Source organism: Lentzea albidocapillata, from assembly GCF_000719115.1.
Taxonomy (GTDB): Bacteria; Actinomycetota; Actinomycetes; order Mycobacteriales; family Pseudonocardiaceae; genus Lentzea; species Lentzea albidocapillata.
The window spans coordinates 364,968-388,402 of sequence record NZ_JOEA01000001.1; the positions used below are offsets into that span (position 1 = coordinate 364,968).

Below are 23,435 nucleotides of genomic sequence, written 5' to 3' on the forward strand. Positions count from 1 at the left end.
CCCTCCGTCTTGTTCAGGTGTTTCCGTCAAAGCTCAGCGACCGAACTGGCGGAGGAGCTCGGTGATCGTCCGGGCGGCGTCGAGCAGGGCCGAGATGACCTGCCGCTCGTGCTCCGGAGTCAGTCTGCCCAGCGGGACCGAGCAACTCATGGCGTCCAGCACGGGATTGCGGTACGGCAGCGCCACCGCGAAACAGCCCAGGCCGGGCGTATTCTCCTCGCGTTCGTGGGCGTACCCGACGTTGCGGAACCCGGCGAGCTGCTCGTGCAACGCCGCCCGATCGATCACGGTTTTCGGGGTCAGCGGCGCCAGGTCATGGGGGAGGATCAGGTCGACCTCCTCCGGCGTGCGCGTCGAGAGCACGGCCTTGCCCAGCGACGTCGAGTGCGCGGGCAGCCGGCGGCCGACGCGCGAGACGACGCGCAGGTGGTGCTCGGACTCGCGGCTCGCCAGGTAGACGACGTCCGCGCCGTCCAAACGGGCAAGGTGGACGGTCTCGTTGATGTCCTGGCGGACCTGTTCCATCACGCGGATCGCGGCCCGCACGACCGGGTCGTGGTCCAAATAGGACGTACCGACGAGCAGTGCGCGCACGCCGATGCCGTACGTGCCCCTGTCCGAGTCGACCTCCACCCAGCCACGTGCCACGAGCGTCTGCAACAGCATGTAGAGGCTGGACTTGGGATAGCTGAGCTCGCGGTGCAGCTCCGTGAGCGTCAGCCTGCGGTCTGACGCGGACAGCACTTCAAGCAGCTCCACCGTGCGGTCGGCGGACTTCACCGCACCCGGACGAACTGTGCCCTTGTCGATCGGCGACGCCACCTGGCCTCCTCGTAACAGGAAAGCAACTTGCCCTTGACACGTTGCTGTGCCGATTCTTACAGTCCTGCACCAGGTTCACAAGTACGACCCAGGTTCATGTATCTGAACACGAAGGGCTCCGACGATGCGCCGTAGAACTGCCACAACACTTGCCACGCTGGGCGTGGCCGCGCTGCTCGCGGGTTGCAGCAGCGGTGGCACCACGGCCGCATCGAGCAAAGACCCGAACAAGCCCCTCGAGGTGTGGACCCGCTCGACGGAGGCAACCGCGAAGGTCTACGAGAAGATCTTCAAGTCGTTCACCGAGAAGACCGGTGTGCAGGTCGACTACAAGCCGATCTTCAACGACTTCGACAAGCAGGTGCAGCAGCGCGCCGCGTCGAAGGACCTCCCCGACGTCGTCATCACCGACACCGGTTCGCTCGGCAACTTCGTCAAGCAGGGCTGGACGACCGAGGTCAGCAAGAACGACATCGCGGGCAGCGGCGACATCGTCGACCGCGCGTGGAACAACGGGAAGGGCGCGGACGGCAAGTTCTACGCCATTCCCTACTCCACCCAGGCGATGGTCACGCTGATCCGCAAGGACTGGCGCGAGAAGCTCGGCAAGCCGATCCCCACCACGTGGGAGGAGCTCGACGACCTCGCGAGGGCCTTCACCCGCGAGGACCCCGACGGCAACGGGCAGAACGACACCTACGGCATGCTCGTGCCGGGCACGACCGACCGCGGCTACCTCGGCTGGTGGGCGGCCAGCTACATCTGGCAGGGCGGCGGCGACATCCTCGAGGACGAGGGCGACGGCAAGTTCCGCGTCGGCATCGACTCGCCGGAGTCGACCAAGGCCGTCGAACGGCTGCGCAAGCTCTTCTGCGAGGACAAGGTCATGCAGCCCGGCTCGCTGACCCTCGGCACGAACGACGCGCACCCGCTGTTCGAGTCGGGCAAGAGCGGCATCTACCTCACCGGCCCGTACATGATCGGCCGCTTCGACAAGTCGCTCGGCAAGGACAAGTACGAGGTCGTCGCGTCCCCGAAGGGTCCGGCCGGCGCCACGGTGCTCGGTGAGGGCGAGAACATCTACCAGATGGCCGGCTCCGCCAAGACCGCCGACCAGAAGAAGCTCGCCGAGTACCTGATCACGCCCGAGGCGCAGCAGGCCGGCATGAAGGGTGACCCGCAGCCGGTCGTCCGCCTCCCCGTCAACAAGACCGTCGACGTCAACGCGACGTACAAGGACCCGCGCTGGGCGACCGTGGCGGGCGTGTACTCCAGCGAGGCCCGGCCGTTCCCCAGCGTTCCGAACTTCGCGCCGTTCCGGCAGAAGACCTCGGAGACCCTGAACTCCATCTTCGCGAAGTGCCCCGCTGACTCCTCGGCCGAGCTGAAGACGCTCGCGGAAGCGCTCAAGAAGGAACTCGAGAACCAGAAGGCGTCGAAGTGACCGCTGTTCAATCACTCGGCGACACCCAAGACGTGGGCTCGACGGCTAGTGGCGGCGGTGCCGTCGAAACCCACCCCGTGAGGCGACGCCGCCGGCGTCGCCTCACGGGAGCCACTTTCATCCCGTGGCTCTTTCTCTTCCCCGCCGCGCTGATCTTCCTGGTCTTCAAGTTCATCCCGATGGCAGAGGGCATCCGGCTCTCGCTGTTCGAGGTCCGGCCGTTCCTCGGCGACATCTTCGTCGGCTTCAAGAACTACGCGACGATCCTGCAGGACGAGAAGTTCCTGACCGCCAGCTGGCACACCCTCGTGCTGGCCGGCGGTCAGACGGTCGGCGCGATGGTGATCGGCTTCTTCCTGGCGTTGCTGCTGGAAGGCCACACCAAGTCGTTGTGGTTCGTGCGGTCCGCGGTGTTCCTGCCCGTCGTGGCGGCCACCGCGGTCATCGGTGAGATCTGGCGGTTGTTCTTCTACCCGGCGCCCGAAGGCTTCCTCAACGAGCTCATCTCGTGGGTCGGCCTCGGGCCCTGGGAGTACATCCACAGCACGGACACCTCGCTGGTGTCGGTCATGTTCGTCAGCATCTGGAAGCACGCGCCGTACGACATGGTGCTGATCCTCGCCGGGCTCGCGGGCATCGACCGCCAGCAGTACGAGGCCGCCGCGATCGACGGCGCCACGACGCGGCAGCGGATCTGGAACGTCACGCTTCCCGCGCTGCGGCCCGTCATCACGATCCTGCTGACGCTGGCGGCGATCCGCGGCCTGCGCGTCTTCACCGAGGTGTACGTGCTCACCGGCGGTGGTCCCGCCGGGTCGACCGACGTGTGGATGACCCGCGTCTACACCACGGCGTTCGAGCAGTCCGAAGCCGGACTCGCATCCGCTGGTTCCGTGCTCTTGTTCCTGGTTACCTTGATTTTGACGGTCAGCGTGCAGTGGTACCGCCGGTGGAAGGAGGCGCGATGAGCGTCAACTCAAGTCGCTTCGACAGTGCCATCGGCTGGTCCGCCCGCCCGGACGCGTGGGTCAGCAGGGGCATCCGGTTCCTTTTCAGCGCCCTCGCTGTAATCCTTTTCTGTGGTCCACTGCTGGTCATCTTCTCCGGCGCGTTCGACCACAACCCGGACCCGACCAAGCTGTCGGTGATCCCGGAGAACCCGTCGCTGATCAACTTCCAGGTCGCGGCGGAGAACAAGATCTGGCACTACCTGATGAACTCGTTGATCATCGCCGGTGGTGCGCTGCTGCTGCAGCTGTCGGTGAGCGTTTTCGCCGCATACGCGTTGGCGCGCAAGAAGTTCCGCGGTCAGGCCATCGCCCTGTTGGTCATTCTCGCCACGATGATGTTGCCTGAGGAGGTCATCGCGATCCCGCTGTCGCTGGTGATCGGAGACCTGCCTCTGGTGCACGTGAGTCTCAAGGGCACCCTGCTCGGCGTCATCCTCCCGTTGGGGGCTTGGGGTTTCTCCATCTTCGTCATGACGGAGTTCATGAAGGAGATCCCCAACGAACTGGAGGAGGCGGCCAAAGTGGACGGTGCCGGAGAGCTGCGCCTCTTCGCGCAGATCATTCTCCCGCTGTGCAAGCCCGCGCTCGGCGTCATCGCCGTGTTCGGCTTCAACATGATTTGGGAGCAGTACCTGCTCCCCCTGATCGTCGCCGCTGACCCCTCCGATTACACGCTCACGGTCGCACTCCTCGCGCTTCGATCCGACGACATGGTCGGAACGGGCATCGTGCTGGCCGGTGCGTTGCTGGCGCTGGTACCGAGCTTGGTCGTGTACCTGTCGCTGCAGAAGTCCTTCCTGCGTGGGATCACCACCGGAGCGATCAAGGGATGAGTCTGGTTATGCAACTCGATGGTGTGCTGTTCTTTCCGGTGACTCCGTTCGACAGCGAGGGGAACATCGCGTACGACGTGCTCGCCGAGCACGTCAAGCACGGTGTCTCCGCCGGGCCGGGCGCGGTGTTCGCCGCCTGCGGCACGGGCGAGTTCCACGCGTTGGAACTGGGCGAGTTCGAGCGCGCGGTGGCGGTCGCGGTCGAGGCGACCGCGGGCAAGGTGCCGGTGTTCGCCGGAGCGGGCGGTTCGGTCGCGGCGACCAAGCAGTTCGTGCAGGCGGCGGAACGCGCCGGTGCCAACGGCATCCTGCTGCTGCCGCCGTACCTGGTGTCCAACCCGGCCGCCGGTCTCCTGCGGTACGTGGCCGAGGTCGCCGGTGCCACCGAACTGCCGATCATCGTGTACCAGCGCAACAACGCGCGGTTCACGCCGGAGACCGCGATCGAGGTCGCGCGCATCCCGAACGTCGTGGGCCTGAAGGACGGCCTCGGCGACCTCGACCAGATGCAGCGGATCGTGCTGTCCGTCCGTGCCAACGTTGACAAGCCGTTCCAGTTCTTCAACGGCCTGCCGACCGCGGAGATGACGCAGCTCGCGTACCGGGCCATCGGCGTCGAGCTCTACTCGTCGGCGGTGTTCTGCTTCGCGCCGGAGATCTCGCTCGGCTTCTACAACGCCGTGCAGTCCGGCGACACCGAGCTCGTGAACCGGTTCCTCTTCGAGTTCTACAAGCCACTGGTCGAGCTGCGCGACAAGGTTCCCGGCTACGCGGTCTCCCTGGTGAAGGCCGCGGTGCGCGCGAACGGTCTCGAGGTCGGCGGCGTGCGGCCGCCGTTGATCGACCCGCTCGACGAGCACGTGGCCGCTCTCGACAAGATCATCGCCGCGGGCAAGGCCCTGCTGAGCTGAGAGGGCGTTCGGAATGAAGATCACCGAGATTGTCCTGACACCGATCGCGTTCCGGGACCCGCCGCTGCTCAACTCGGCCGGCGTGCACGAGCCGTGGGCGCTGCGCACGATCGTCGAGGTGCACACCGACGAAGGTATTTCGGGACTGGGGGAGACCTACGGCGACCTCGGGCACCTGGAGCGCTCACGGTCCGTTGTGGACACTTTGATCGGCCTTGACGTCTTCGCGTTGAACGAGATGCACGCGCGGGTCGCCGCCGTGCTCGGCGGCAAGGCGGGGCCGGACAAGCACGGCCTGACCGGCAAGATCACGGCGGAGAGCACCGTCGACCGCGTGTACTCGCCGTTCGAGGTCGCGTGCCTGGACATCCAGGGCAAGGCGCTGGGACGCCCGGTGCACGACCTGCTGGGCGGCGCGGTCCGTTCCGCCGTGCCGTACTCGGCCTACCTGTTCTACAAGTGGGACGGGCACCCCGGCGCCGAGCCGGACGAGTGGGGCGAGGCTGTCGACCCCGCCGGCATCGTGGCCCAGGCCGCCAAGATGATCGAGCGGTACGGCTTCGGGTCGATCAAGCTCAAGGGCGGTGTCTTCCCTCCGGAGCAGGAGATCGAGGCGATCCGCGCTCTGCGCGAGGCGTTCCCGGACCGCCCGCTGCGGCTGGATCCGAATGCGGCCTGGTCGACGGCGACGTCGCTGAAGGTCGCGGCGGAGCTCGACGGCGTCCTGGAGTACCTGGAGGATCCGACGCCGGAGATCTCCGGGATGGCGGAGGTGGCCGCGAAGGCACCGATGCCGTTGGCCACCAACATGTGCGTGGTCGCGTTCGAGCACCTCAAGCCGTCCGTGGAACAGGACGCCGTGCAGGTGCTGCTGTCCGACCACCACTACTGGGGCGGACTGCAGCGGTCGCGTCAGCTGGGGATGATCTGCCAGACGTTCGGCATCGGCCTGTCGATGCACTCGAACTCGCACCTCGGCATCTCGCTGGCCGCGATGACGCACCTGGCCGCGGCGACGCCGAACCTGAACTACGCCTGCGACACGCACTACCCCTGGAACGCTCAGGACGAGGTCGTGGAACCGGGTGTGCTGTTCTTTGTGGATGGAGCGTTGCAGGTTCCCGTGACGCCGGGACTCGGTGTGTCGCTGGATCGTGACGCGTTGGCACGCATGGCCGAGAACTACGTTCGTTGCGGCATCACGGCTCGCGACGACACGGGCTACATGCAGAAGTTCGACCCGAGTTACGAAAGGAAGCGCCCCCGGTGGTGAAGTCGGTTGTCCACGCCTATCCGTGGGACCTGATCGGAGACCCTGACGCCGTCGCGCGGTATCAGGACCTCGGGGTCGACGCGATCGCCCTCGCGGCGTCGTATCACACCGTGCGGGCCGCGACGCCGCTTCATCCGTCGCATCGGATGGTCGATGCGCGGCACGCGGCGTTCTACCTGCCGGTGCGTGAGTCGAACTACGGGCGCCTGGTGCCCGCCGAACCGTCCTGGGTGGACGGTTCGGACTCGTTCGGTGCCGCGGCGGCTCTGGTCCGTGCCGCCGGTCTGCCGGTGTACGCGTGGACCGTGCTGACGCACAACTCGCGCCTCGGTGACCTCCACCCCGATGTGACCGTGGTGAACGCGTTCGGGGATCGCTACCCGTACGCGTTGTGCACCGCGCAGCCCGACGTCGTCGAGTACACGTCGGTGCTGGTGTCCGAGGTGCTGGAGCTCGGCGCGCCGGACGGGATCATCCTGGAGGCCTGCGGGCCGCTGGGGTTCTTCCACGGCGGGCACCACGAGAAGACCGACGGCACGGACTGGAACGCGGTGCAGCAGAAGCTGTTGTCGCTGTGCTTCTGCTCTGCCTGCACCGCCCTGTACGCCGACCCGGATGCCCTGCGTGAAGCGGTCCGGGCCGGGGTCGATCGCGGGGCGTCCAGCGTCGAGGAGGCGCTGGGCGCGCTCGCGGAAGACGTTCAAGCGGTGCGCACCGGCGTGGTGCGGTCGTTGCGGCAGAGGCTGGTGTCGGAGATTCGCGCTGCCGCGCCCTCGATCCGGGTCGGCATGCACGTGACGGCGGACCCTTGGGGCACCGGGCCGTTCGCGACCGTGGCCGGTGGTGTCGACGCCGACGTCGATGTACTGACGACGATGTGCTGGCCCGGCCCGGAGATCGCTGTTCCCGGCATCGAGGCCCTTCGTGCTGCCGCCCCGGACACGCGGATCGCCGCGTACGTGCTGGGGTTGCCGCCGAAACCGGCCGACGGTGCGGCGTTGTCGAAGGAGTGGCTCGCGTACCTGGACGCCGGCGTGGAGGAGTTCCACCTCTACCACGGTGGTCTCGCGTCCGCGGCACGGTTGGAAGCTTTGCGAGAGGCTGTAACCGCCGTCAGCCGCTAACTGTGAAGAGAAGTCCCTGAGAGAAGTTGCTGCAACCCGTTGTGAGCGCGGTTCCGTCCTCTTCACATGAGGCACATAGGAACCGTAGTTGGCACTGGCGTCCTGCTGCTGGTCATCTCGGCCTGTGGCAGCGCGCAGAACGCGGGCGCCGGAGCAGGTGGCGGTCAGGAGTTGCCGACCGCCACCTCGACCTCCGAGGTGCCCCCGAACGTCGCCCCCGGAGAAGTGCCGCCGGACGGCAAACCCGTGACGAAGCTCGACGCCAACGCGCTGCCGCCGGATCAGCCGCGCACCGCGTGGACGCAGGGTGACGGGAAGACCGTCGGAGTCGTGGCCCAAGAGGGCGGATGTGGCAAGGCGAGCGCGTCCGTGCTGGAGCAGAACGCTTCCACCGTGAAGATCGAACTGCTCGAGACGCTGCCGCTGACCAAGGAGATGTGCACTATGGACATCCGCTTCCCTCCGTTGACGGTGCAGCTGTCCGAGCCCCTTGGTGAGCGCACGGTCGTGCTGACGTCGCGGCAGGAACAGAAGTAGACCTTCCTCCCCACGGTGCCCGGTCGGCATCTGCCCCGCCGGCCGGGCATCTCTACTTCCGGAGCTACTTCCGGTGGCTCGTCCGAGAACATTCGACCGGACAGGTCGCAGGACATTTAACAGGGACTTCTTGTCCCGGTTTGCGAGGATGGTGCGCATGAGAAACGCCGTCGCTGCCGTTGCTCTCGCCGTCGTGCTCGCCGGCTGTTCGTCCGGCACGCAATCGAGCGCGCCAGGCTCCGGATCGTCGGGTACCACGCCTGCGGGCACCACCGCGCCCGGCTCGAGCGGCACCCCCGGCTCGTCCGGCGCGAACCCCACCGCGCCCGTCCAGCCTCCGGTCTCGATCTCGGAGGACAAGCCGGTCGTCCCGCCCAACGTCACGCCCGTGGCGAAGGACAAGGTCGACACGACATCGTTGTCAGACACCTACCGCGACGAGGCCTACGTCTTCGGCGACGGCCGTGACCTCGAGGTCTTCGGCGTTGGCGGCGGATGCAAGGAGGCCCGCGCCGAGGTCACCGGCCAGTCCGCCGACGTCGTCCAGGTCACGCTGGTCACGATCACCAAGCAGCCCGCGGGCACCATGTGCACCCAGGAGATCCGTCAGGTGCCACTGACGGTCCGCCTGGACGCCCCCCTCGGCAACCGCCGCCTGGTCCTCGAGGCCCGCGAGGAAATGGGCTGATAGATCGCATATCGCCGATTCGCTCGGCGTCTTGAAGGTCGCGGTGGCCGGACACTCCGGCGGCGCACCACACGCCCTCGCGTGCGCCGCCCTGTTGCCCGGCCTCGCGCAACCGCTGGCTCGCCTCCCGGATCCCCGGCGCGGAGGTATGGCTGACTCTGGACGATGGATGCCACGAAGCCGCCCAGGCCCCGCCGATGGCGGGCGAGACCTGGACGGCTTGGTGAAGGGGTCTAACGGCGGAAACTGACCTGCAGGGTCGGCGTCGACGTCTCCGCGAAGAAGTCGTTGCCCTTGTCATCGACCACGACGAAGGCCGGGAAGTCCTCGACCTCGATCTTCCACACCGCCTCCATACCCAGTTCGGGGTACTCGAGCACCTCGACCTTGCGGATGCAGTCCTGCGCCAGCCGCGCCGCCGGGCCACCGATCGAGCCCAGGTAGAAGCCGCCGTGCGACGAGCAGGCGTTGGTCACCTGCTTGGAGCGGTTGCCCTTGGCGAGCATCACCAGCGAGCCGCCCGCGGCCTGGAACTGCTCCACGTAGGAGTCCATGCGGCCGGCGGTGGTCGGCCCGAACGAACCGGAGGCGTAGCCCTCGGGTGTCTTGGCCGGGCCGGCGTAGTAGACCGGGTGGTCCTTGAGGTACTGCGGCATCTCCTCGCCGGCGTCGAGGCGTTCCTTGATCTTGGCGTGCGCGATGTCGCGTGCCACGACCAGCGGGCCGGTCAGGGAGACCCGGGTCTTCACCGGGAGCTTGGTGAGGATGTCGCGGATCTCCGGCATGGGGCGGGTGAGGTCGATCTGGACGACCTCGTCGGACAGGTCCTCGCCCTCGATCTCGGGCAGGAACCGTGCCGGGTCGCGCTCCATCTGCTCCAGGAACACGCCCTCGGCCGTGATGCGCGCCTTGGTCTGGCGGTCTGCCGAGCACGAGACCGCGATGCCGACCGGGAGGGACGCGCCGTGGCGGGGGAGACGGATGACGCGCACGTCGTGGCAGAAGTACTTGCCGCCGAACTGGGCGCCGATGCCGAAGTTGCGGGTGAGTTCGAGGACCTGCTGCTCGAGGTCCGTGTCGCGGAACGCGTGGCCCGCCGGTGAACCCTCGGTCGGCAGGGTGTCGAGGTAGCGGGCTGAGGCGAGCTTCGCGACCTTGAGGTTCTGCTCGGCGGACAGGCCGCCGACGACGACCGCGAGGTGATACGGCGGGCACGCCGCCGTGCCGAGCGAACGCAGCTTCTCGTCCAGGAACGACGCGAGGCGCTTCGGGTTCAGCACCGCCTTCGTCTCCTGGTAGAGGAACGTCTTGTTCGCGCTGCCGCCGCCCTTGGCCATGAACAGGAACTCGTACACGGGCTCCTGGCCGGGCTTGTGGAAAAGCTCGATCTGCGCGGGCAGGTTCGTGCCGGTGTTCTTCTCGTCCCAGAACGTCACCGGGGCCATCTGCGAGTAGCGCAGATTGAGCTCCTGGTAAGCCTCGTAGACGCCGCGGGCCAGGGCCTGTTCGTCGTCGCCGCCGGTCAGGACGGTCTCCGAACGCTTGCCCATGATGATCGCCGTGCCGGTGTCCTGGCACATCGGCAGCACACCGCCGGACGAGATGGCGGCGTTGCGCAGCAGGTCCATGGCGACGAAGCGGTCGTTGCCGGAGGCCTCCGGGTCGTCGATGATCTTGCGCAGCTGGGCGAGGTGCGACGGGCGCAGCAGGTGCTGGATGTCCCGGATCGCCTCCTTCGCGAGCAGCGTCAGCGTCTCGGGAGCGATCTCCAGGAACTTGCGGTCACCGGCCTCGATGAGCTTGACCCCGTCGGACGTGACGAGGCGGTACTCGGTCTCGGTGTCCTTCGCGAGCGGGAGGACGTCGGTGTACTCGAATGTGGTGGGCACGGGGTACACAACTCCAACGGTGTGCAGTTCGGATCAGAAAACCGTACCGCCATCAAAGGGACGTACTGGTCCCCGTCCACCGTGTTCTTCACTACCCGTGTTCCTGGCAAGGGCCGTAGACGCGGAAGGCCGGGGCGGCCCCCGGCCGTCCCGACCTTCCTTCGCGTGCGAAACCCGACTCACGACGGGCGTCGCGTGGCTCTGGTAACGCCCGACCGTGCCGTGAGTTGAGTCACAAGTCAATACTGCCGGACAGGTGAAACCCGACCGTGACGACTCCGGCCTACGAGGCGTAGGCCCGCAGCTTCGCGGCGCGTTCGCCCTGGCGGAGCTTCGACATGACCTCGCGCTCGATCTGACGGACCCGCTCGCGCGACAACCCGAAGCGCTTGCCGATCTGGTCGAGCGTGCGCGGCTGGCCGTCCTCCAGGCCGTAGCGCAGCCGGATCACGGCCTGCTCGCGCGGCTCCAGCGTCGCGAGAACGCGGCGCAGGTCGTCCTGCAGCAGCCCGGAGATGACGGCGCTCTCGGCGTCGGTCGCGTCCGAGTCCTCGATGAAGTCACCGAGGGGAGCGTCCTCCTCCGTGCCGACCGGCATGTCGAGCGATACCGGGTCACGAGCGTGGTCGAGCAGGTCAGCGACCTTGTCGGCCTTGAGGCCCGCTTCCTTCGCGAGTTCCTCGTTCGTCGCCTCGCGGCCGAGCGTCTGGTGCAGGTCGCGCTTGATCCGCGCGAGCTTGTTCACCTGCTCGACGAGGTGGACGGGGAGGCGGATGGTGCGGCCCTGGTCGGCCATGCCGCGGGTGATCGCCTGGCGGATCCACCACGTCGCGTAGGTCGAGAACTTGAAGCCCTTGGTGTAGTCGAACTTCTCGACCGCGCGGATCAGGCCCAGGTTACCTTCCTGGATCAGGTCCAGCAGCGGCATGCCGCGGCCGGTGTAGCGCTTGGCCAGCGACACGACGAGGCGCAGGTTGGCCTTGAGCAGGTGGTCCTTGGCGCGGCGGCCGTCGCGGACGAGCTGTCCCATCTCGTCGCGACGGGTGGGGGTGAGGCGCTTGGCCGTGTCCAGGACGTGCTGCGCGAACACACCTGCCTCGATGCGCTTGGCGAGCTCCACCTCCTCTTCGGCGGTGAGGAGCGCGGTCTTGCCGATTCCGTTCAGGTAGACTCGAACGAGGTCGGCTGCTGGTCCCTGCGCGTCGAGTTCGTGCTCGACGACGGCGGGCGTGTTCTCTCCGACTTCACGGTCGGAGATCCTCGTGACGGTCATGGATCTCCCTCCCCCTGGTGCGGGCGACGCTGCTGTCGGTCAGGACAGTCGCGCGTGGCGGTCAAGGCGGCGCGGCGCTGCGCCCTGGTTGCCGGTTGCGGCGGGCCCGCTCGGGATCCCATCGCTAGCTGGCTGATACCTGGGTAACGAAGACGATTCCGAATTCGTTCCCGACTTCCATGACCTGAAGACGTCACCGCAGTCACAGCGGTTGCGCGACTAATCTGAGGATTGCCTGAGAACCGTTTAGTCAGAGGTCGACGATCACCGTGAACGGACCGTCGTTCACGCTCCGTACCTTCATCTCCGCTCTGAATCGTCCTGTTTCGACGCGAGCGCCCTTTTGGCGTAGTTCCTGCACGACGGTGTTCACCAACGGTTCCGCATGCTCGGGCCGGGCGGCCGCCGTCCAGGACGGACGGCGGCCCTTGCGCGTGTCCCCGTAGAGGGTGAACTGGCTGACGACCAGCAGCGGAGCACCGGTCGACTCGCACGACTGCTCGTCGTCGAGGATGCGCAGACCATGCAGCTTCTGCGCCATTTTGCGGGCGTGCTCGGCCGTGTCGTCGTGGTGGACGCCGAGCAGCACCAGCAATCCGGGCTCGCCGATCGCGCCCACGATCTCGCCTTCGACTTCGACACTCGCTTCTGTGACGCGCGCCACAACTGCTTTCACGCGGGAATCAACATTCCGTGCCGGATGAGATCACGAACGATCGGCAAGGCCGCTTCTGCATCGATTTCTCCGTAAGCGAACTCGAGCAGTGCGAGCAGGTCCTCCAGCGGCAGAGCGCCGTTGCATCCGGCGATGAGCTTGGCGGTCGCCTCGTCGACCTCGTGCTGCCAGCCGGGCCCGTCGGTGCGGTGCAGCCGGGCGACGACCTTGCGCCAGCCCTCGTCGCCCGGCTCGGACACCTCTTCGAGCAGCACGGTGTCGGCGACCCGGAACCGCCGGCTCAGCAGATCGGGGTTCGCGCGCAGCCACGCGATGTTGTCGAGCCAGCGCGCCGCCTCCGGGCCCAGCGGGTCGTCATAGGCGTGGCGCAGGTCTTCGCAGATGACCTGGGAGTGCATCTCGTCGGTGCGCCGCAGCGTCACGTAACCGAAGCCGACGCCCTGGACGTCGTTCTGCTCGAACCAGTCCAGCCACGCCGCGGCCTTCTGCCGGCCCTCGGGGCTACGCGGGTCGACGCCCGCGTCCCTGAGCCACGTGCCGACGTACAGGGCGGGCTCGGCGATGTCGCGCTGCACGAACCACGCGTCGATGCCGCCACGCGGGAGCCAGCCGGAGACGCGCTCCTCCCAGTCCTCGCCCTTGCGGTGCACCCACGACGCGAGCAGCTGGCCGACGCCGCCCTCGTTGAGGAAGGCGGGCAGCTGCCGGATGACCAGCGCCGACGCGTCGTCGCCACCGAGACCGGAGTCGCGGTAGACGAAGTCCACCCGCGGCGGGCCTACGACGAACGGCGGGTTGCACACGACCTGGTCGAACCGCCGGTTGCGGACCGGCCCGAACCACTCGCCCTGCAGCGTCTCCACGTTGAGCTCGTTCATGCGGAACGTGCCCTTCGCGAGCCTCAGCGCGCGCTCGGACAGGTCGGTCGCGGTGATCTTTTGAGCGTGCGTGGCGGCGTGCAACGCCTGGACGCCGCAGCCGGTACCGAGATCGAGCAACGTGCCGACGGGCGTGCGCTTGGTCGCGCGGGCCAGGCTGATGGACGCGTGGCCGACGCCGAGCACGTGGTCCTCGGGGACGGCGCTGCCGCGCAGGTCGGAGTCGAGGTCGGCGACCACCCACCAGTTGTCCTCGTACGGCCTGACGTCGAGCCCGGCCTTCAGGCTGTTCGCACTGGGAACGGGGGACAGGATCTCGTTCTTGACGGCGTCGTCGATGTCGACACCGTCCAGCGCCTTGCGGACGTCCTGCTCGGGCTCGTGGTCGCCGAGCAGGAACATCCGGATCAGCGTGCCGAGCGACCCGGCGTCCTTGCTCGCGCGGCGGGCCGGCTCTGGCTCGCCGCGGCCGAGCGCGGCGTGGGCCTGCAGGCCGAGCGCCTCGACGACGCCGTCCGCCGTGTAGCCGGTGTTCAGGAAGGCCTCGCGCAAACGGGCGCACAGTTCAACGGAAAGATCGGGGTGCACGGGTGGAGATGCTTTCACGCCCCGTGATTCAGCGCGTGATCTGGAGGGCGATGGCCATCGCGAGACGCTGGTCGGGATCGTCGAGGGGGAGTGGGGTCACCTCGGACATCTTCTGCATGCGATACCGCAACGTGTTCGGGTGCACGTTGAGCTCCCTGGCCGCCGCCCGCACGTCCCCCTGAGCCGTCAGCCACGCCCTCAACGTCGTCGCGTACTGCGTCCCGTACTCGGCGTCGTGTCGCAATATATTGGATATCGGTCCACGGGTCGGCAGTCGTCCGGCCTCGGCGACGGCGGCGAGCCGGTGCAGCAGGACCTGCGCCCACGCGTCGTCGTATACAACCGGTACACCGGTGGAAAGCGCGAGGCATTCATCCGCCTCCTGCCGTGACGTGGGCAGCTGCGTCGCCTCGGCCGGCCCCCCGATGCCTGCCAGCACCGTCGCCTCGGCGGGCAGTTCGCGCACCAGCGAGCGCACCCACGCGACAGCGTCGTCGGCGGCCGGGATGATGGTGTAGAGGACGTTGCCGAACAACGCGCTGCGCCCTGGCCGCGACCAGCCGAAGCCGGCCGTGGCCCGCTGAAACGCGAGCACCGCCGCGCCGTGCTCACCCTCACCCGCGTGGGCCTGCACCGCGATCACCCGCAGATCGGCGGACGGCAGCCCGAGGCGCGCGACGTCGGCGGACTCGGGCTGGTCGAGCAGCCTGATCACCAGATCGGCCTCGGCCTGCCGTTCGAGGTCCGTCGACGCTCGCGACCGCAACAGGTGCAACGCCGCCGTGCGCGCGCCGTCGACCAACGCGGCACTCCGAGCAGCGTCCACCGGCCCCGTCACCTCGACCCACACGGACCCCAGCAGCTCACGACCCGCCCGCACCGCGGCGACGAGCCGGTTGCCCAGCTGGGGGGTCAGCTTGGGCACGAAGATCGGCTCGTCCGACGACGCGAGGTGCGTGAACACGCCGAACTCGTCCAGCGCCCGCCGGGCCTCCTCCGGCACCCGCCGCCCGAGGATGGTCTGCACGCGCACGGGGTCGACATCCTCCTGCCGGTAGGAGTACGCGAGCACGCGGGACTGCTGGTCCTCGATCGTCACCGGCCCGCCCACCACTCCCGCGATCACGTCGGCCAGCCCGAACAGGTCCCCGGTCCGCGTACCGCCGTTGACCAGCGTCTGCGTGACGTTCGCGAGCTGACTCCACGGCACAGACGGATCCACGAGCAACACGGCGGCACCGGACTTCCTGGCCGCGGCGACCACCCGCTCGTCGAGCGGCGGCTTGCCGTGCAGAACCACCGCGGACGCCACCGTGGAAGACACGAGCCGCACCGCCGCCGCGACCGACGGCGTACCCAGCCCGAGAAGCACGTCACCCGCGGCCGCCGGCGTGTTTTCCGCCGGATCATGGAGGGCAACCCCACGGAGTTCGGCGTCACGTCCCCTCGGCGCGCAGGCCAGATGCGTGCCGAGGCTGCCGAGCACGTCCACGAGGCGATCAAGGGCGACCACCCGCGGATGTTAACCGCCAACCGGGCGTCCCTGGCGTCACTCGGACGTGGGACTATGGACGCGCAGCCGATGGAAGTTGGACGAGGTGGTGTCGTGAGCAGTCCCGACCGGACCGACACCCCGGTGTTGATCACCGAGGCGGCTCCCTCCTACGAAGAGCAGCACGCCGCCCGGCGCCGGAAGTACGCGATCATGATGAGCCTGCGCTTCCCGTGCCTCATCCTCGCGGCGCTGTTCGCCCACATCTGGTGGCTGGCCCTGTTCTTCATCGTGCTGTCCGTGCCGCTGCCGTGGATGGCCGTGCTGATCGCGAACGACCGGCCGCCGCGCAAGGCCGAGAAGGCCAACCGCTACGAGGTCGAGCGCCGCGCCATCGCCCCGAAGAACACCACCGTCATCGACGGCTGACCCACCCGCCGAACCCGCACGAATCGGACAGCGGCCCGACGCCGTTCGCGTCATTGCAATGAGTCTTTTGACTTCGTCCGCAAACGTTTTTTGCATCCGGTGGGGCGGAGCAGCACTGCCGAACCTGGTGCGGGCGAGTGGCGAGCTGGTCTTGAGCCTTTGACCAGGACGGCGAGGGGTGCGGGGCGACTGGGGGCAACCGATATATCAGTTCGAACTGATATATCGGTTGAGCCAAAGACCTAACGGGGCGGTTGGGCGCCCACGACACTGACCGCCCGAGAGCCCGCGCGGATGCCGCCAAGAAGAGCGTCGCGCTTCGACGCACCGGACAGCCAAGCCGCGAGGAAGCCCGCGTCGAACGCGTCACCGGCGCCCGTCGAGTCGATGCACTCGGTGACTTCAGCGGGAACTGAGATCAGCTCGTCGGCATCGACCCACGTGGCCCCTTCGGGGCCCGAGGTCACCACTACGGCACCGACGTGGGAGAGCAGCGACTTCGCCGACGACGGTTCCGAGGAGCCGGTGAGGGCGAGGAGTTCGTCGGCGTTGGGGAGCAGGAAGTCGACGCCGCGCACGTCCGCCAGGAACGCCTCGGGCGAGTGGATCAGGACGGCCGCCTGGGGGTCCACGGACGTCGTCCAGCCGGCGGCGCGGGCGGCCTCGAGCACGGCCAGGCCGGCGGGACGTGAGGTGGCGTCGAGCAGCACGTAGCCGGAGAGGTGCAGGTGGCCGTGGGGCTCGGCGAGCAGGCCCGGGGCGAGGTCGGCGGGGGAGAAGCGGGCGTTCGCGCCGCGGTCGGGGAGCATCGAGCGCTGGCCGTCCTCGTCGACCAGGACGACCACGCAGCAGGTGGCCAGGTCCTGGTCGACCGCGAAGGCGCACTGGACGCCTGCCGTGGTCAGTTCGGAGTGGACCTGGCGGCCTGCCGAGTCGGCGCCCACGCGGGCCACCAGGACCGGCGAGGCGCCGCAGGCCGCGAGCCAGACCGCCGTGTTGGCGCCGGCGCCGCCCGGCTCGATGGTCACCTTGGCGCGGACGTCGCCGCCGTGGGCGATGGGGCCGGCGTGGCGGGCCACCACGTCGAGGCCCGCGTCACCGACCACGACCACCGGCCTCACTGGAACAGCTCGACGGCGACGGCGGCGGCCACGGAGACGTTGCTGACGACGAGTTCCTCGTTGGCGTCGAGGCTGACGCCGGCGCTCGCGGTGTGGAAGTGCTCCAGCAGGACGGGGGTGACGTCCTTGCCGCGCACGTCCTGGTCGACGAGCTTCTGCAGGCCCTCGGCGAGCAGGCGGTCGTGCAGCGCGGAGTCCATCTCGAAGGCGGCGGGGATCGGGTTGGCCAGGACCATGCCGCGACCACCGGCCGCGAACACGGCCGCGGCCTCGGCGGCGGTGTCGACCCGCCACGACAGGTCGAACTCCGACTCGCGGCGGTAGAAGGCAGGGAAGCGCGAGGTCCGGTAGCCGACAACCGGCACCGAGCGGGTCTCGAAGACCTCCAGGGTCGCGCCCATGTCCAGGATCGACTTCACGCCCGAGCAGACGATGAGCACCGGCGTCGTCGCCACCACGTCGAGGTCGGCGGACACGTCCCACGTCTCGCGCGCGCCGCGGTGCACGCCGCCGAGACCGCCGGTCCCGAAGACGCGGATGCCCGCCTGGTGGGCCAGGGCCGTCGTGGAGGCCACGGTCGTCGCACCGCTGCGGCCCAGGGCGTAGGCGGGGCCGAGGTCGCGCAGCGAGAGTTTCACGAGGTCGCCCGCGTTGCAGACGCGGTCGAGCTCGGACGAGGAGAGACCGATGCGCGGTACGCCGTCGAGCACGGCGATCGTCGCGGGGACCGCGCCGGCCTCCCGCACCACCTTCTCCAGGCGTGCGGCGACCGTCAGATTGCGTGGCGCGGGCAGGCCGTGGGACAGGATGGTGCTCTCGAGAGCGACGACGGGCCGGTTCTCGGCCAGTGCGGTGGCAACTTCATCGGCGATGTGCAGCGTGGTCACGAGGGGACATCATCCCAGGTACCCTGGGCGGGTGAGCACCCAGACTCTTCCCGAGGTCGACGTACGGCCGGATGAGACCGACCAGTCTTCGGACGACACGCCGAAGATGTTCCACTACGTGCGCAAGGCGAAGATCGCCGAGAGCGCCGTGATGGGCACGCACGTGGTCGCGCTGTGTGGCGAGGTCTTCCCGGTCACGCGGTCGCCGAAGCCCGGTTCCCCGGTGTGCCCGGACTGCAAGAATATCTACGAGAACCTTCCTCCCGGCAGCGACGGCGACTAGTCACACCCAGGCCCTTCCGGCGTCCGCCGCCTCGAGCTGAGTCGAGGCGGCGGATGTTGCTGTCTCGAGAATTTCCGAGCGGGAACTACGAGGTGACGGCTGACTAGCCTCGCTGCTTCTCTTCCTCCGCGTGCGCCCGCTGCTCCTGGATCTCGAGCGGCATCGTCAGCTGCGTGTCCGCGGGGGAGGGCGCCGAGTAACCCGTGTTGTTCTCCTGCTTGGGCGCGGCGGCCTCGGAACGGATGCGGGACGCCGCGCGCTCCATCTCGAGCCTGCGCCAGCGGCGGCGCTGGCGGCGGGTCATGCGGGCCGGCCACATGTCCTGGACGGCGCTGTTGAAGTACGCGCCGATCGTGATCGCCAGGCCGATGAAGAACACGAACAGCAGGAACGCGATCGGCGTCGCCAGCGCACCGTAGGTGTAGCCGGTGGTGGTGATCCACTTGATGTACAGGCGCAGGCCGATGGACGACAGGATGAAGAACGCCATCGCGAGGATCGCGCCGGGCAGCACGCGGTGGTACGGCAGCCTTCGTGGCAGCGCGACCTTGTAGAGCAGCGACAGCGAGAGCACCAGCAGCAGCGCCACGCCGGGGTAGTAGAACCGGCCGACCCACGTCGTGATGTACGGCTGCCAGGACGCCGGGAAGAACTGCGGCAGGACGTCCGGGCCCAGCGCCAGCACCGGCAGACCGATCACCAGCGCCACCAGTGACACCAGGTAGAGCAGCAAAGCGAAGAACCGTTGCCACACCTCGTTGCGCACGCCGTACTGGCCGTGGGCGACCGTGATCGCGTCGACGAACGACGACATGGCCGACGACCCCGCCCACAGCGAGATCAGGAAACCGATGGAGACGATCTCGCCCTTGCCGCTCGACAGGATCTCCGCGACGGTCGGCTGGATCACGTCGTTGACGATGTCCGCGCTGAAGATCGTCCGGGTGAACCCGATGATCTTCCCCTGGACGGCCAGGACGACCTCGGGGCCGAACCAGGTGCCGATCCAGCCCATCGAACCCAGCACGCCGAGCAGCAGCGGTGGGAACGACAGCGTCTGCCAGAACGCGGCTTCGGCCGCTTCTGAGAAGATGTTGCCCTGCCACGCCTTCGACAGCGTGCGCGCGAGTAGACGCAGCGGCCCTTTGCGGCCGGACCTGCGTGCGTCGTTGTCGGAAGGCGAACCCATCGCAGTGACAAGCATGGTGCATACCGCCACGTTTCGCGGCATCGACGCCCGGAACAGGTAGGGTCGTAATGCCCTCGGCCACGGTCTGCCTGAGGGTATTGCCATGTTTGACCTGCATAAATGAGGAGAAACACGTCTGTGACAGCGACAGCAGCAATGCGACCGCTGCGGGCATGGCAGCGGCGCGCGCTGACCAAGTACCTCGCCGTCAAACCCAAGGACTTCCTCGCCGTCGCGACGCCGGGTGCGGGCAAGACGACCTTCGGGCTCCGCGTTGCCGCCGAGTTGCTGGCCGACAGGACGATCGAGGCCGTCACGATCGTCACGCCCACCGAGCACCTCAAGCACCAGTGGGCGAAGGCGGCTGCCGAGCAGGGCATCCATATCGACTCGAACTTCCGCAACACCAACGCGGTGACCTCCCGCGACTACCACGGTGTGGCCGTCACGTACGCACAGGTCGCCGCCCATCCGACGCTGCACCGGGTGCGCACCGAGAACCGCAAGACGCTTGTGCTGCTCGACGAGGTGCACCACGGCGGTGATGCCAAGTCGTGGGGTGATGCGATCCGTGAGGCGTTCACGCCCGCGGTGCGCCGTCTGTGCCTCACCGGCACGCCGTTCCGCTCCGACGACTCGCCGATCCCGTTCGTGCAGTACGAGGAGAGCAACGGCGGCTTCAAGACGTCCAAGGCGGATCACACGTACGGGTACTCCGACGCGCTGCGCGACGGCGTGGTGCGGCCCGTGCTCTTCCTGGCGTACTCGGGCGAGGCGTCGTGGCGGACCAGTGCGGGCGAGGAGTTCACCGCGCGCCTGGGCGAGCCGCTGACGCAGGAACAGACCGCGCGGGCGTGGCGCACCGCCCTGGACCCGGCCGGCGACTGGGTGGCGTCCGTCCTGCGTGCCGCCGATCAAAGACTCACGCAGAAGCGCGAGAACGGCCTGCCCGACGCGGGCGGCCTGGTGATCGCCACCGACCAGACCGTCGCGAAGGCCTACGCGCAGGTGCTCCAGCGCGTCACGGGCCACATCCCCACGCTCGTCCTCTCGGACGACCCGAAGGCGTCCGGCAAGATCGCCGAGTTCGCCGCGACGAACGAACGCTGGATGATCGCCGTCCGCATGGTGTCCGAGGGCGTCGACGTGCCGAGGCTCGCCGTCGGCGTGTACGCGACGTCGTCGTCGACCCCGCTGTTCTTCGCCCAGGCCATCGGCCGCTTCGTGCGCAACCGGAAGCCCGGCGAGACCGCCTCGGTGTTCCTGCCCTCGGTGCCGGTGCTGCTGGCGCTCGCGTCCGAACTGGAGGCCGAGCGCGACCACGTCCTGGGCAAGCCGCACCGCGAGAAGGACGGCTGGGACGACGAGCTGATGGCCGCGGCCAACGCGGTCAAGGACGAACCGGGCGAGGACGAACGCGCCTTCACGGCACTGGGCACCACCGCCGAGCTCGACCAGGTGATCTTCGACGGCTCGTCGTTCGGCGCCCCGACCCTCGCGGGCTCCGTGGAGGAGCAGGAGTACCTCGGCCTGCCCGGGCTGCTCGAACCGGACCAGGTGCGCACCCTGCTGCTGCAGCGGCAGGAGGAGCAGATGGCGACCGCCGCCAAACGCCCCAAGCCCGAGGTCGCGGTGCGCGAGGCACGGCCCGTGGGCGTGCAGGAACGCCTCACGTCGCTGCGCAAGGAGCTCAACACCCTTGTCGCGATGCACCACCACCGCACGAAGAAGCCGCACGGCAAGATCCACAATCAGCTGCGCGAGTACTGCGGTGGGCCGCCGACCGCGATGGCCACCATCGAGCAGCTCGAAGAACGGATCGCGACCCTGCGGTCCTGGTAGCGATATCCGATATATCAGTTACGCGTGACGGCGACGGCGAGCGTCCTGTAGCGCATGGTGAACCGGCCGCCGATCGCGTCGATCGCACTGCCGATGCCGGACGTGAGCCCGGTGATCTGCTCAGAGCTGAGCAGGGCCATCGGGCTCATGGTGAGCGTGAGGTCGAGGAACTCGGCTGTCGTGAAGGTCTGTTCCCAGTCGGCTGACCACTGCTCGGCGTCGGAGAACTCTCCCGTGCGGGCGATCGCGTCGGCCGTGCGCACACAGCCCTCCTGATACGACTTGAACGCCTCGTCGTAGGAGTGACCGACGCGGTACGGGACCTGCGGCGCCACCTTGTCGTAGGCCGCGACGAAGGCCTCGGAGATCGGCTCCGGCGTCCCGAACACGTGCCAGAGCGCCACGAACACGCCGCCGGGCCGCAACACCCGCGCCGCCTGCGCCAGGCCTGCCTCGGCGTCGACCCAGTGCCACGACTGCCCGGCGACGACGGCGTCGAACTCCCGGCCGGCCGAATCCCAGGTCTCGAACTTCGCCACCTCGACGGTGACCCCCGTGGCGCGGGCGAACTCGGCCATCCGCTCGTCGTGCTCCACCCCGAGTACGTCCAGCCCGGCCGCCTGGAGCTGCCGCGACAGGACACCGGTGCCGCAGCCCACCTCCGCGACCCGTGGTCCCGGACTGGCGGCGACGAGCTTCGCGATCAGGGCGCCGGGATAGGCGGGCCGGGTGCGGTCGTAGCGGGCCGCCTCGGCACCGAACGAGATCGCCAGCCTTTCGGCGGCTTCCTTGTCGACGGTCATGCACCCAACCTAGGGGTGTCCGGGAGGGGACCGGCGAGCGTTCACCGCGGGCGATATCCGATATATCACCGTTGAAACCAGTAGCGCGGTGGTAACGCTCTCACAACTCTCGGTGACCAGATTTCGCCAGGGTTACCGCATCGTTGCGACTTAATCGATTCAGTGTGGTTCCGGTCACGCATATGTCCGGCATACGTTGTGCGCCACAACATTCTCTGTGACACAGCGCAGTGAAAGGGATGGCGGATGCGCAGCAAGACTCTCGCTTCCATCGCCGTTACCGCGGGCCTCGCCCTGGCGGTCTCGGCGTGCGGCGCCAACACGTCCTCCGGCACCGGAGGCAGCACCGACACGAACTCTGGCAGCGGCAATGGCGCGAAGGTCGGCGTGATCCTTCCTGAGACCGCCACCTCCGCTCGCTGGGAGGGCTTCGACAAGCCGCTCCTCGAGGCCGCTCTGAAGGCCGAGGGCCTCGTCCCCGACATTCAGAACGCCCAGGGCGACGTGCAGAAGTTCAGCACCCTGGCCGACGGCATGATCAACGCCGGCGTCAAGGTCCTGATCATCGCCACGCCCAACAGCGAGGTCGGTGCCTCTGTCGCCAAGAAGGCGCAGGCCCAGGGCATCCAGGTCATCGACTACGACCGCCTGAACACCGGCGGCTCCTCGTCCTACTACGTGTCGTTCGACAACGTGAAGGTCGGCGAGCTGCAGGGCCAGGGTCTGGCCGACGCGCTCAAGGACAAGCCGCAGGGCGCCAACGTCATCGAGATCGAGGGCGCGCCGACGGACAACAACGCGACGCTCTTCGCGCAGGGCCAGAAGAAGGTCCTGCAGCCGCTCTACGACTCGGGCAAGCTCAAGCTGGTCCAGTCCCAGCCGATCGACAACTGGGACAACCAGAAGGGTGGCCAGGTCTTCGAGCAGATCCTGACCAGTAACGGCGGCAAGGTGGACGGCGTCGTCGCCGCGAACGACGGCCTCGCCGGCGCTGTGATCACGATCCTGAAGAAGGTCGGCCTGAACGGCAAGGTTCCGGTCACCGGTCAGGACGCCACCCCGGACGGCCTGCAGGCCGTGCTCCGCGGTGACCAGTACATGACGGTCTTCAAGCCGATCAAGGAAGAGGCCGAGGCCGCCGCGAAGCTCGCCGGTCTGCTGGCCAAGGGCGACACCGCCGGTGCCGACAAGCTGGCGTCGGGCACGACCAAGGACGACAAGGGCAACCGCGACGTCAAGTCCGTGCTGCTCACGTCTCAGCTGATCACCAAGGACAAGGTCAAGAGCGTCGTCGACGCGGGCTTCGTCAAGGCCTCTGAGATCTGTGTGGCCGACACCCAGGCCATCTGCACCGAGCTCGGCATCAAGTAGGACCACTCGCGACGAGGGCGGGGTGCGCGACTGTCGCGCCCCGCCTCTCGCCGCGTGGTAACCACGGAGGAA

Annotated in this window: 22 protein-coding genes; 12 read left to right on the top strand and 10 right to left on the bottom strand. The window is 68.1% G+C overall.

Annotated features, from left to right (window positions below):
- Window positions 1-33: 33 nt before the first annotated feature.
- On the bottom strand, window positions 34-822 hold the full coding sequence (locus IG04_RS0101930; protein ID WP_211257639.1) for an IclR family transcriptional regulator: 789 nt from the start codon (window positions 820-822) through the stop codon (window positions 34-36).
- A 124-nt stretch (window positions 823-946) separates the two neighbouring features.
- Between IG04_RS0101930 and IG04_RS0101935 the strand changes: the two genes are divergently transcribed.
- From IG04_RS0101935 to IG04_RS44870, 8 genes are all read left to right on the top strand, one after another.
- Window positions 947-2,266: a sugar ABC transporter substrate-binding protein gene (locus IG04_RS0101935; protein WP_030474745.1), complete on the top strand. Its 1,320-nt coding sequence runs from the start codon at window positions 947-949 to the stop codon at window positions 2,264-2,266.
- Window positions 2,267-2,343: 77 nt separating this feature from the next.
- Window positions 2,344-3,234 (top strand): carbohydrate ABC transporter permease, encoded by an 891-nt coding sequence (locus IG04_RS0101940; protein ID WP_030474746.1) that lies wholly within the window; start codon window positions 2,344-2,346, stop codon window positions 3,232-3,234.
- Complete coding sequence (locus IG04_RS0101945) at window positions 3,231-4,109, top strand: carbohydrate ABC transporter permease (protein ID WP_030474747.1); 879 nt, start codon at window positions 3,231-3,233, stop codon at window positions 4,107-4,109. The genes IG04_RS0101940 and IG04_RS0101945 overlap by 4 nt, the downstream gene beginning before the upstream one ends.
- Window positions 4,110-4,117: 8 nt before the next feature.
- Window positions 4,118-5,020, top strand: a complete 903-nt coding sequence (locus IG04_RS0101950; RefSeq protein WP_030474748.1) for a 5-dehydro-4-deoxyglucarate dehydratase — start codon at window positions 4,118-4,120, stop codon at window positions 5,018-5,020.
- Window positions 5,021-5,033: 13 nt separating this feature from the next.
- Window positions 5,034-6,293 (top strand): glucarate dehydratase family protein, encoded by a 1,260-nt coding sequence (locus tag IG04_RS0101955; protein WP_030474749.1) that lies wholly within the window; start codon window positions 5,034-5,036, stop codon window positions 6,291-6,293.
- Entirely contained in the window at window positions 6,287-7,417 is a 1,131-nt protein-coding gene (locus IG04_RS0101960; protein WP_030474750.1) for a hypothetical protein, read from the top strand. Before IG04_RS0101955 ends, IG04_RS0101960 begins: the two co-directional genes overlap by 7 nt.
- Window positions 7,418-7,483: 66 nt before the next feature.
- Window positions 7,484-7,954: a hypothetical protein gene (locus IG04_RS0101965; RefSeq protein WP_030474751.1), complete on the top strand. Its 471-nt coding sequence runs from the start codon at window positions 7,484-7,486 to the stop codon at window positions 7,952-7,954.
- 157 nt (window positions 7,955-8,111) lie between these two features.
- Window positions 8,112-8,642: a hypothetical protein gene (locus IG04_RS44870; protein ID WP_051768661.1), complete on the top strand. Its 531-nt coding sequence runs from the start codon at window positions 8,112-8,114 to the stop codon at window positions 8,640-8,642.
- A 233-nt stretch (window positions 8,643-8,875) separates the two neighbouring features.
- Here IG04_RS44870 and IG04_RS0101975 read toward each other — a convergent pair whose 3' ends face one another.
- The 5 genes from IG04_RS0101975 to IG04_RS0101995 form a co-directional block, all read right to left on the bottom strand.
- Window positions 8,876-10,540 carry a fumarate hydratase gene (locus tag IG04_RS0101975; protein WP_030474753.1) on the bottom strand — a complete coding sequence of 555 codons (1,665 nt, stop codon included), beginning with the start codon at window positions 10,538-10,540 and terminating at the stop codon, window positions 8,876-8,878.
- A 274-nt stretch (window positions 10,541-10,814) separates the two neighbouring features.
- The gene (locus IG04_RS0101980; protein WP_030474754.1) at window positions 10,815-11,804 is read right to left on the bottom strand and encodes a sigma-70 family RNA polymerase sigma factor; all 990 of its coding nucleotides are present in this window, start codon (window positions 11,802-11,804) and stop codon (window positions 10,815-10,817) included.
- A 250-nt stretch (window positions 11,805-12,054) separates the two neighbouring features.
- Complete coding sequence (dtd, locus tag IG04_RS0101985) at window positions 12,055-12,480, bottom strand: D-aminoacyl-tRNA deacylase (protein ID WP_030474755.1); 426 nt, start codon at window positions 12,478-12,480, stop codon at window positions 12,055-12,057.
- Entirely contained in the window at window positions 12,477-13,946 is a 1,470-nt protein-coding gene (locus IG04_RS0101990; protein WP_030474756.1) for a DUF7782 domain-containing protein, read from the bottom strand. The genes dtd and IG04_RS0101990 overlap by 4 nt, the downstream gene beginning before the upstream one ends.
- Before the next feature lie 28 nt (window positions 13,947-13,974).
- A complete protein-coding gene (locus tag IG04_RS0101995; RefSeq protein WP_030474757.1) occupies window positions 13,975-15,459 on the bottom strand; it encodes a PucR family transcriptional regulator in 1,485 nt (494 codons plus the stop codon).
- 69 nt (window positions 15,460-15,528) lie between these two features.
- Here IG04_RS0101995 and IG04_RS0102000 point away from each other — a divergent pair, with 69 nt between their 5' ends.
- A complete protein-coding gene (locus IG04_RS0102000) occupies window positions 15,529-15,867 on the top strand; it encodes a DUF3099 domain-containing protein (protein ID WP_051768697.1) in 339 nt (112 codons plus the stop codon).
- A 242-nt stretch (window positions 15,868-16,109) separates the two neighbouring features.
- Here IG04_RS0102000 and IG04_RS0102005 read toward each other — a convergent pair whose 3' ends face one another.
- On the bottom strand, window positions 16,110-16,988 hold the full coding sequence (locus tag IG04_RS0102005; RefSeq protein ID WP_030474759.1) for a carbohydrate kinase family protein: 879 nt from the start codon (window positions 16,986-16,988) through the stop codon (window positions 16,110-16,112).
- On the bottom strand, window positions 16,985-17,875 hold the full coding sequence (locus IG04_RS0102010; RefSeq protein ID WP_030474760.1) for a pseudouridine-5'-phosphate glycosidase: 891 nt from the start codon (window positions 17,873-17,875) through the stop codon (window positions 16,985-16,987). The genes IG04_RS0102005 and IG04_RS0102010 overlap by 4 nt, the downstream gene beginning before the upstream one ends.
- A 31-nt stretch (window positions 17,876-17,906) precedes the next feature.
- On the opposite strand from IG04_RS0102010, the gene IG04_RS0102015 reads away from it, so the two are divergent.
- On the top strand, window positions 17,907-18,158 hold the full coding sequence (locus tag IG04_RS0102015; RefSeq protein ID WP_030474761.1) for a DUF3039 domain-containing protein: 252 nt from the start codon (window positions 17,907-17,909) through the stop codon (window positions 18,156-18,158).
- A gap of 103 nt (window positions 18,159-18,261) precedes the next feature.
- Here IG04_RS0102015 and IG04_RS0102020 read toward each other — a convergent pair whose 3' ends face one another.
- The gene (locus IG04_RS0102020; protein ID WP_051768666.1) at window positions 18,262-19,362 is read right to left on the bottom strand and encodes a YihY/virulence factor BrkB family protein; all 1,101 of its coding nucleotides are present in this window, start codon (window positions 19,360-19,362) and stop codon (window positions 18,262-18,264) included.
- A gap of 141 nt (window positions 19,363-19,503) precedes the next feature.
- On the opposite strand from IG04_RS0102020, the gene IG04_RS0102025 reads away from it, so the two are divergent.
- Window positions 19,504-21,189: a DEAD/DEAH box helicase gene (locus IG04_RS0102025; protein ID WP_245816412.1), complete on the top strand. Its 1,686-nt coding sequence runs from the start codon at window positions 19,504-19,506 to the stop codon at window positions 21,187-21,189.
- 14 nt (window positions 21,190-21,203) lie between these two features.
- Here IG04_RS0102025 and IG04_RS0102030 read toward each other — a convergent pair whose 3' ends face one another.
- Window positions 21,204-21,992 (bottom strand): class I SAM-dependent methyltransferase, encoded by a 789-nt coding sequence (locus tag IG04_RS0102030; protein ID WP_030474764.1) that lies wholly within the window; start codon window positions 21,990-21,992, stop codon window positions 21,204-21,206.
- Window positions 21,993-22,238: 246 nt separating this feature from the next.
- Between IG04_RS0102030 and IG04_RS0102035 the strand changes: the two genes are divergently transcribed.
- Window positions 22,239-23,363: a sugar ABC transporter substrate-binding protein gene (locus IG04_RS0102035; protein ID WP_030474765.1), complete on the top strand. Its 1,125-nt coding sequence runs from the start codon at window positions 22,239-22,241 to the stop codon at window positions 23,361-23,363.
- The last annotated feature ends 72 nt before the right edge of the window (window positions 23,364-23,435 follow it).

Excerpts from the sequence above, each read along its gene's own strand:
- IG04_RS44870 (WP_051768661.1), top strand. The coding sequence starts at position 8,112 with ATGAGAAACGCCGTCGCTGCCGTTGCTCTCGCCGTCGTGCTCGCCGGC.
- IG04_RS0102025 (WP_245816412.1), top strand. The coding sequence starts at position 19,504 with ATGCGACCGCTGCGGGCATGGCAGCGGCGCGCGCTGACCAAGTACCTC.
- IG04_RS0101965 (WP_030474751.1), top strand. The coding sequence starts at position 7,484 with ATGAGGCACATAGGAACCGTAGTTGGCACTGGCGTCCTGCTGCTGGTC.
- IG04_RS0102030 (WP_030474764.1), bottom strand. The coding sequence starts at position 21,992 with ATGACCGTCGACAAGGAAGCCGCCGAAAGGCTGGCGATCTCGTTCGGT.
- IG04_RS0101935 (WP_030474745.1), top strand. The coding sequence starts at position 947 with ATGCGCCGTAGAACTGCCACAACACTTGCCACGCTGGGCGTGGCCGCG.
- IG04_RS0101980 (WP_030474754.1), bottom strand. The coding sequence starts at position 11,804 with ATGACCGTCACGAGGATCTCCGACCGTGAAGTCGGAGAGAACACGCCC.
- IG04_RS0101945 (WP_030474747.1), top strand. The coding sequence starts at position 3,231 with ATGAGCGTCAACTCAAGTCGCTTCGACAGTGCCATCGGCTGGTCCGCC.
- IG04_RS0102020 (WP_051768666.1), bottom strand. The coding sequence starts at position 19,362 with ATGCTTGTCACTGCGATGGGTTCGCCTTCCGACAACGACGCACGCAGG.
- IG04_RS0102035 (WP_030474765.1), top strand. The coding sequence starts at position 22,239 with ATGCGCAGCAAGACTCTCGCTTCCATCGCCGTTACCGCGGGCCTCGCC.
- IG04_RS0102000 (WP_051768697.1), top strand. The coding sequence starts at position 15,529 with ATGGAAGTTGGACGAGGTGGTGTCGTGAGCAGTCCCGACCGGACCGAC.
- IG04_RS0101950 (WP_030474748.1), top strand. The coding sequence starts at position 4,118 with ATGCAACTCGATGGTGTGCTGTTCTTTCCGGTGACTCCGTTCGACAGC.
- IG04_RS0101955 (WP_030474749.1), top strand. The coding sequence starts at position 5,034 with ATGAAGATCACCGAGATTGTCCTGACACCGATCGCGTTCCGGGACCCG.